This is a genomic window from Mycobacterium lehmannii, from assembly GCF_001499925.1.
GTDB classification, from domain to species: domain Bacteria; phylum Actinomycetota; class Actinomycetes; order Mycobacteriales; family Mycobacteriaceae; genus Mycobacterium; species Mycobacterium lehmannii.
Map to the genome: position 1 here is coordinate 1 of NZ_LQIR01000043.1, position 7,863 is coordinate 7,863.

6 protein-coding genes and 1 tRNA gene are annotated in these 7,863 nt (G+C 62.7%); 3 read left to right on the forward strand and 4 right to left on the reverse strand.

Annotation, left to right across the window (positions count from 1 at the left end; all coding sequences use genetic code 11):
- Window positions 1–399 precede the first annotated feature (399 nt).
- Window positions 400–1,569 carry a hypothetical protein gene (locus AU192_RS19320; protein WP_064399112.1) on the forward strand — a complete coding sequence of 390 codons (1,170 nt, stop codon included), beginning with the start codon at window positions 400–402 and terminating at the stop codon, window positions 1,567–1,569.
- A 661-nt stretch (window positions 1,570–2,230) separates the two neighbouring features.
- Here the strand turns inward: AU192_RS19320 and AU192_RS19325 are convergent.
- Window positions 2,231–3,883 (reverse strand): acyl-CoA synthetase, encoded by a 1,653-nt coding sequence (locus AU192_RS19325; protein ID WP_064399115.1) that lies wholly within the window; start codon window positions 3,881–3,883, stop codon window positions 2,231–2,233.
- Window positions 3,884–4,200: 317 nt separating this feature from the next.
- Here AU192_RS19325 and AU192_RS19330 point away from each other — a divergent pair.
- Both AU192_RS19330 and AU192_RS19335 read left to right on the forward strand, forming a co-directional pair.
- Window positions 4,201–4,276: transfer RNA gene (locus AU192_RS19330), tRNA-Leu, on the forward strand.
- Between the two features lie 89 nt (window positions 4,277–4,365).
- Entirely contained in the window at window positions 4,366–4,701 is a 336-nt protein-coding gene (locus AU192_RS19335) for a hypothetical protein (protein ID WP_164673972.1), read from the forward strand.
- A gap of 8 nt (window positions 4,702–4,709) precedes the next feature.
- Here AU192_RS19335 and AU192_RS19340 read toward each other — a convergent pair whose 3' ends face one another.
- From AU192_RS19340 to AU192_RS19350, 3 genes are all read right to left on the reverse strand, one after another.
- Window positions 4,710–5,078 (reverse strand): SpoIIAA family protein, encoded by a 369-nt coding sequence (locus AU192_RS19340; protein WP_064399118.1) that lies wholly within the window; start codon window positions 5,076–5,078, stop codon window positions 4,710–4,712.
- A gap of 161 nt (window positions 5,079–5,239) precedes the next feature.
- Window positions 5,240–6,835 (reverse strand): phytoene desaturase family protein, encoded by a 1,596-nt coding sequence (locus AU192_RS19345; protein WP_064399120.1) that lies wholly within the window; start codon window positions 6,833–6,835, stop codon window positions 5,240–5,242.
- Window positions 6,832–7,611 carry an SDR family NAD(P)-dependent oxidoreductase gene (locus AU192_RS19350; protein ID WP_064399121.1) on the reverse strand — a complete coding sequence of 260 codons (780 nt, stop codon included), beginning with the start codon at window positions 7,609–7,611 and terminating at the stop codon, window positions 6,832–6,834. Before AU192_RS19350 ends, AU192_RS19345 begins: the two co-directional genes overlap by 4 nt.
- Window positions 7,612–7,863 lie beyond the last annotated feature (252 nt).

Consider the following 7,863-nt stretch of genomic DNA (forward strand, 5'->3'; position numbering starts at 1 on the left):
CCGGCAGACTGTTCCTTCGGCATACCTGCATCCTCGTTTCCAAGGTCAGGAGCCTCCAACATTTCCAGGGCGATTCATTCATCTCCGCCGGTCTCTTCGAAAAATGGCCAGACATAACCCACTGTGCCAGCCAGTGAGTCGGCTACTAATTTGTCCATCTCGACGTTCCTCCTGCGACTCTGGCCGATCTGTAGCACCGGACCAATCAAGATCTACTACACCGCGCAGACAAGGGAACCGATTACGCGACAGCTGCGTCAAACCAATCATGGGGTGACATTCCGGACATCGTCTGTCAGCGGACGCGGGAAAGTTGCGCCTGTGAGGTTGGAGATGGAAACCGGCAGAGAAAGAAAACGCCGCGAGGTTTGTCGGAGGGCGCGCATACGCTGACACACCATGACAGAGAACGTTGGTTCGAAGAAGGCGTGGGCGGAGCCTGACGCCCAGGGCCGAGTGCTGGATGATCGCCAATTCCCGGAACTGAATGCGGTCTTCTACAGCGCAGATCCTTCAGAGTTCATCAAGATGCGAGTCGAGAGCCTGGCACTAATGGCTTGCAAAGATGAAGCCCTTGCTCCCGCATACGGATCAGACCGTCCTGTCGGAGATTCGATTTGTTTCCAGGGCACGTCAGTTCCGCATCCCCAGCAGCGCTACCAATTCGTGCGGATGGAAGCGGTCACAATCGTTCATCACGCGTCGGAAGCCCTTCTCCGATTGTTCTTCGCTCATGTCGATTTTCCGGAGTGCCCGTGGCTGGGAATGTCCACGTCGACTGACTTCGCCAAGTTCAAGAAGCAGGTCGACGCCGCCTTGAAAGGTGGCTTTAGCCGGGACGAGATAGCTGCAGTCTTCCTGGGCGGCAGCGACCCGGATGACGCCGGAATCAAGATGGGCAGAGGCAAATTCAGCGAAACTGTCGACGCACTTCAGCTCTTGCTCACCGACTGCGCGAACCGTTTCCTCGGTGACTCCTTCTTGTATAACGCGGTGAAGCACGGGCTGACTGCAATCGATACGGACGCCAAGATGAAGTGGACGGCAGGCAACGGCAGGGAATTTTCGATGCTCGACGGCTTCGTCCACGGCTACCTGCACAAGAAGCTAAGCCCCACGGCGGACAAGAAGGACGGCCAATGGTTCCTCAGCCTCGCTGACTCAAATCCGGAGCGCGATCTGGCCGTGACCACTGTCATCACTTATGCGCTGGACTCACTTTGGGATGTCGCGCAGCGGCGGTACATGGGGGTCCCGGGCAAGGTCTACTGCATCAGCAAGGCAACAGTGGAGGTGGCTATCTACGCGCCCATATGCCAGGCCGAGAATCTCATGCATCGTATGACGCACGAACTCATCAAGAGGAAAGTGGACGGCGACGTTGATGGCACCGAACACCAGATGTCGATCTATCACATTCCGGCCGAGTTTCACCTGAAGGACAGTGTGAAGAAGAACAACGTACGCAAGGTAGAGCTTCCGGTTAGGCCCCAGGACGTCCATTTACCGTCGGCGAGTCCAACGGCCTATTTGCCGATCGTGCCCAAGGGGTTTCAGCAGGGGCACTAGAAGGTCTGTTGTAGACATGCTTAGTTCAGTGTGAATGCGACATTTCGTCACGCCCCATGACGTCGACCTCAGCGCAGCCATCTGAAGAAGCTCCCTGGCGGCGTGCTGACCGGCTTTTCGGCGGCATTTGTCAAGGCTGACGAGACCCTGCGCACATGGTCGACATGCGAAGCGCGTTACCCGAAATCAAGCATGAACTGCCCAGTCCGCAGGTGTCCGCAATGCTCCACTGGCACTTCGACATCAATCAAGACAACAAACACCGCCCACCTGCCACGACAGCGCAGGCCAACGCAACCAACTCAATCAAGTTCCTTGGTGACGTGATTCGGGACGAAGAGGTCGTGGACTCAACGCCCACACCCGGCCATTCAGACATCTCCCAGGTGTTCTCTACCGTGCAGTCGATGCCGTGCATAGGCAAGCGCCTGTGTATGTCTCGGTCACCCCACCCGTCTCTCTGCGAGTTGCACTGCGCAGTACCGCAACAGATACCGCAGTGCTTTCGCCCTGCCTCCACACCCGCCAACGCGACCAACTCAATATTCGCAGCTAGAAGGACTTCATCCGGTAGATACTGTCGTCGCCCAACCCAACAAACGCCCAGTTCAGGGGATTTTAAGTCCGCTAGGTCTCTCCGACTAGATATCTGCTGCCGGCCTCAATCCTGGATATCCAGTTCGACCAACACCCGACGCAGTAACTTTCCGGTGGCATTTCGGGGTAGCTCGTCGACGAAGATCACATCGCGAGGTACCTTGTGCCGCGCCAGATTGTCTTTCACGTATTGCTTGATCTCTGCCGCGTCCCGGTCGGCGTCGGGCTCGGAAACGATGAAGGCGCGCAACCGTTTTCCGAACTCGGCATCGTCGACCCCGACCACCGCAACCTCGGCGATATCGGGCCGCGCCTCCAGTAGGTTTTCCACTTCCTGCGGAAAGACGTTCTCGCCGCCGGACACGATCATGTCGTCGTCGCGGCCGTCTACGAACAGCAGTCCGTTCTCGTCGAAATGACCCATGTCGCCGCTGGACATGTAGCCGTCGATGATCTGTTTGTTGCGACCATCGGTATATCCGGAGAACGGCGCACCGTTGCGGATGAAGATCCTGCCGCGACGGTTCGCGCCCTCAATCCGTCGATCGTTCTCGTCGTACAGCACCACCTCGCAGGTCACCGGAGCACGCCCCGCGGTGCCGGGGGCGGCACGTAACTCGGCAGGGGTGGCGACGCTGGCGATGGCACATTCGGTGGACCCGTACATGTTGTACAGAACATCCCCGAAGGTGTCCTGCACCCGGTTGGACAACTCGGGGCTCAGGGCCGACCCGGCGATCAGGATGACCTTCAGTGACGACGTGTCGTACTTGGCGATGACGTCGGGCGGAAGCTCGACCATCCGGTGCAGCATCGTCGGGACCGCTACCAGCATGTCGGCTTCGTGGTCGGCGATGAGCTTCAACGTGCCCTCCGCCTTGAACCGCCTAGCCGTCACTATTTTGTTCCCGAACGCAGCGCCGACGGTGTAAGTGGCCCAGCCGGTGCTGTGGAAGATGGGCGACACGATGACCATGGTTCCCTTGCGCGGGAACGGTATTCGGTCGACGATCTGCGCCGTCGCGAGTGGAGAGACCGTTTCACGCGGCGCTCCCTTGGGCAGCCCGGTCGTGCCGCTGGTAAGGATCACGGAACCGCCGGCTTTGCTCGGCGGGGGCAGAGGCTCGGTGGAGTTCGACGCGATGATGTCGTCGAGAGTCTGCGCGCCAGCGGGCAGTTCTGCGCCGTCGTCCACCCACGTCAACACCCGCGGCAGGTCGGCGGGCAGCGCGTCGAGGAGACCAAGGAACTCGCTGTCGTGCAGGACCACGGTCACTTTCTCGCGCTCGCAGACCTCGGCGAACTGAGGTTTGGCGAAACCCGTGTTCATCAACACCATTCGGGCGCCCACCTTGCCGCAGGCGGCCATGGTGATGACCAGACCGCGGTGGTCGCGGCACAGCACACCGACGACCGAGCCCGCGGAGACACCGAGGCGCTGCAAGCCATGCGCCAATGCCCACGACTGGTCATCGACCTGCTTGTACGTCAACGTCCCGCGCTCGTCGACGACCGCAGGCAGGTCCGCATACTTGCGACCACCCTGAATCGCCATCGTGGCCTGCGGGCCGTAAGCGCGCGCGAGCTTGGCGGTCTGAACGCCCGAACCGAGGTCTTTGAGATCGATGATTCCCGTGTCGATGAGTCGTTTAGCAGCGCGCGCCACCTCGGTGGCGTGCTGCACCTTCTGCCGAACGCGGCCCAGCACGTCAGCCATCAGGCCTCCCTCACCACGGAAATGTGCGTTGCACAGTAGCAGTCGCGAAGAAGTGTCGATCCTGAACCGGCATCGCGGCGCCGAACGTGGAACCGCTGATTTCAGTGCCCCGGACACTCGCCCCGCGCCAAAGGCCATGGACGGTGCCGAAGCAGATGCTGCGAACGCCTTGCGCGCAAGCACTGTTGCTCGGTATCGAAAGCTGGGTCGCGAGCTGCCTTCGCACAAGGCCGTCACCCGTACACGAGAACAGTCGGTGAGCCGTATAGAGGCAAGAACAAGAGGTCCGCGCACACGCTAAACTCGGCTACCTAGAAGGGGACGTAGCCTAATTGGCATCGGCGGGGCGCTTAAAACGCCCGACATTTGTGGGTTCGAGTCCCACCGTCCCCACTATAAAAAGGAATCTCACAGGTCGCGCAAACGCGCGATAGTGTCGATGTCCAAGATCCTCCACTGACGAAAGCGCAAGGATGTCATCGGTGAGAAAATCTCGTATCGGACGACGGCTGGCGATCCTCGGCGGATTTGCGATCGCGGCGGCGGCCCCCGTCACTGCGGTCATTGTCACCGCCTCCCCCGGCCTGCCAAGTCAACTCGCGGCTTGCCCGGCCGGCGAGGACAGCGACCTCTACAGCGGGACGTGCGTGCCCTACCTGGTGCCCAACACCGCCTCACCGGTCAACAACGCCTGCCCGCCGGGCGTCAGCGGCGCCGAATGCACGGGCTCGACCGGCAATCTTGTGCCGCGACACGCGCCGCCTGGACCGTCGCCCGAGTTGCAGGAATTGGAAGACGTCGTCACCCCTGGCTACTAGAGCCGCGATCAGCCCGCGGCCCACTTCTTGGCACGGTCAAGCTGGCCCAGGCCGAACAGCGCGATCTCGCCGGGGACCATCCAGGCCAGCGCGTGCAGCGTGTGCCGGATCCACTCCTTATCGGTGACGACCGCGATTCGCTTGAAGGCCGAGTGATGCTGGAATAAGGCGCCCAGCCCCATTTTCAGATCCTCGACCAACCCTCCGGGTCCGAAGCCTTCGTAGTCGTCCGCGATCACCTCCACGATTCGGATTTCGTCGTCCTTCACCATGTCATCCATGACCGGTTTGAAGTCACGCATCTCGTCGCCGCTGATCCGCCCCGACACGCGGAAACCGGTCACCCCGGCGGGCATATCCGGCATTGTTTCGATCATCGAGTTCTCCTTTCGCGCACACGAGATCAGCTCTCGATATGGGGATTCTCGGACCACACCACTCGGCGCGGTAGGGTCGAATGGCCTCAAAGTGGGACGGCCGGCCTGATTGGCGTCGGCTCATGTAGGCCACGACGTCGATGATCTCGCCGCTCACCGGCTCATCGCGTCATCAGCGACAGGATCGCGCGGTTGAGCTGTCGGCGCGGCCAGCCCAGCCGCCCGGCGGCGGCCAGTGCGGCATGTGCGGCGTTGCGGCCGCAGACACCGTGCACTCCCCCGCCCGGGGACGCGCCTGCGCTGCCGAGGAAGACGTTCTCGACCGGCGTCTCCGCGCCACCGAAGCCCGGGAATGGCCGGAAGATCAACTGCTGGAACAGTTGTGACGTTCCGCCGTTCACCGCACCGGCATGCAGATTCGCGTCGCTGGCCTCCAGGTCCGACGGCCGCTGAATCGTCTTGCCGACGATGTGGTCGCTGAACCCGGGCGCATGCTTCTCCAGGACCACGTCCACCGCCGCCGACAGCTGATCGGCGGAGGCGTCATCGGCGACGCCTCGCGGCAGATGCGTGTACGCCCAGGCGCTTTCGGTGCCTGCCGGTGACCGGCTCGGATCGGCGGTCGTCATCTGCCCGAACAGCAGGAACGGATGCAGCGGCACGGTGCCGGTGTTGAGGTCGGCCATCCACCGGATCAGGCCGTCGTGGTCGGCGCCGAGATGTACCGTTCCCGCATCGTTCAGACTCTGCGAACGCCATGGAATCGGCGCGTCGAGGGCGTAGTTGATCTTCAACACCGGTGTGTCCCAGACGAACCGGTCGATGCTTTGCAGCACGGATTCGGGGAGAGCGTCGGCCGACAGCAGGTCGCGGTACAGCATCGGCGCCGAGGTATCGGCGATCACCGCCCGACGCACTCGTACGGTCTCGCCGCCGGAGGTGTGGACGGACACCGCGCGTCGGCCACGGACGTCGATCCGGTCCACCTGCTGTCCGCACTGGATGTGGGCTCCCGCAGACGTCGCCCGGTTCACCAGCGCTGCGGTCAGTTGGCCGGCGCCGCCGACCGGAACCGGAAAGCCGCCGTCCTGGGCCATCATGATCAGCATGTATCCCATGACGCCGCTGCCCGGTGCGTCGATGGGAACGTCGGCGTGCATTGCGTTGCCCAGCAACAGGAGTCGCGCGGCCTCGCCCTCGAACAGTTTCTCAGCCATCACGCCTGCGGGGAGAAGCAGCAGATGCGCCAACCGAAGCGCCTCGGCGGTGCCCAGCTCACGCAGTAGACCGACCGCTCCACGCACCGGCGGGAACGGCGCGAACAACGTCTCCACCAGCGGTTCCTTGATGCGCTGCCACTGGGCGAACAAGTCGCGCCAGCGTGCCCCGTCACCGGGTGTGCGACGGTCGAGATCCTCTGCGGTGCGGTCGAGGTCGCGCCAGATCAGCGGAGCGTCTTCGTCATCGGCGGAGCTCGCATGGCCGACGACCGCGGGTGAATGCGACCAGCGGAGGCCGTGCTCCTCGAGGTGCAGCGCTTGGAGAGCCGGGGACGTCACCGACAGCGGGTAGAACGCGCTGTACAGGTCGCTGACGTAGCCGGGGAACAGTTCGGCGCTCTTGACCGCGCCGCCGGGTTGTTCCTGTGCTTCCAGAACCAGCACGTCCCAGCCCTCGTCGGCCAGCATCGCTGCGGCGACCAAACCGTTGTGGCCTGCTCCGATCACCACAGCATCGGCGGAACCTCTCACGCTCACCTCGAGATGAGCCTGTTGGACGCGGCCTTCACCGAGTCGGGCAGGAACCGGTTCATCAGGCCGAGCCCTTTCGAAAGTGGTGAGGAGGCAACGATTTTCTTCCTGCTCTCCATCAGTGCGTCGTATCCCTGTTTGGCGACCTTGTGGGCGTCGTCCTTCGGCATGCGCCCCACCAAGGTGTCGAGCATGCCGGCCCGCCGGAAGAAGTTGGTGTCGGTGGGGCCGGGCATCAGCGAGGTGACGACGACGTCGGTGTCGCGCAACTCGTCCTGCAGCGCTTCGGCGAACGACTGCACAAACGATTTGGAGGCGTTGTAGATGGTCTGATACGAGCCGGGCATCATCGCCACGATCGACGACGTGAACAGCAGCTTGCCCGAGTTGGCGCTGACCATGTCAGCGAGCACGAGTTTGGCCAGTTGCGTGGTTCCCCGGACGTTGAGGTCGATGATGTTGAAGTCTTCTTCGAGCCCGCGGTCGACGAATCGGCTGCCACCGCCGCCGGTGCCGGCATTGAGGGCGGCGGCGTCCAACCGGCGGCCGCCCTCGGTGGCGCTGGCGTACAGCCGATCGACGTCGTCCTCTTTGCGGAGATCGACCTGAACCGCGCGGACCTCTGTGCCGCTGGCGGCAAGTTTGTCGGCGCTAGCGTGGATGCCGTCATCGTCCGCGGCCACGATGAGGTCGTAGCCGTCGTCGGCGAACAATTTCGCCAACTCGAAACCGATACCGCTCGAAGCACCCGTCACAAGCGCGAGTGGTCGTCCTTGAGCCATGGTGCCGGGCTACCCGACGGAGCCTTCACCAAACGCGCGCTCCACACGCCGACGTCAGCCTGCGTCACGATCATCGCCGCTTAAAGCCAGCCGTCAGCCGGCGTCACGATCATCGCTGTGGTCATCACCGTCGTCGGGACACTCTCCGCTGTCTTCGGGGGCTCCCTGGTCGTCCTCGTCGTCTCCGTCGTCGGGGATGAGGTAGCGGTTGGGGTGGTGGTAGTTGTTGATGCGGGCTTGGCCGGTGTCGAG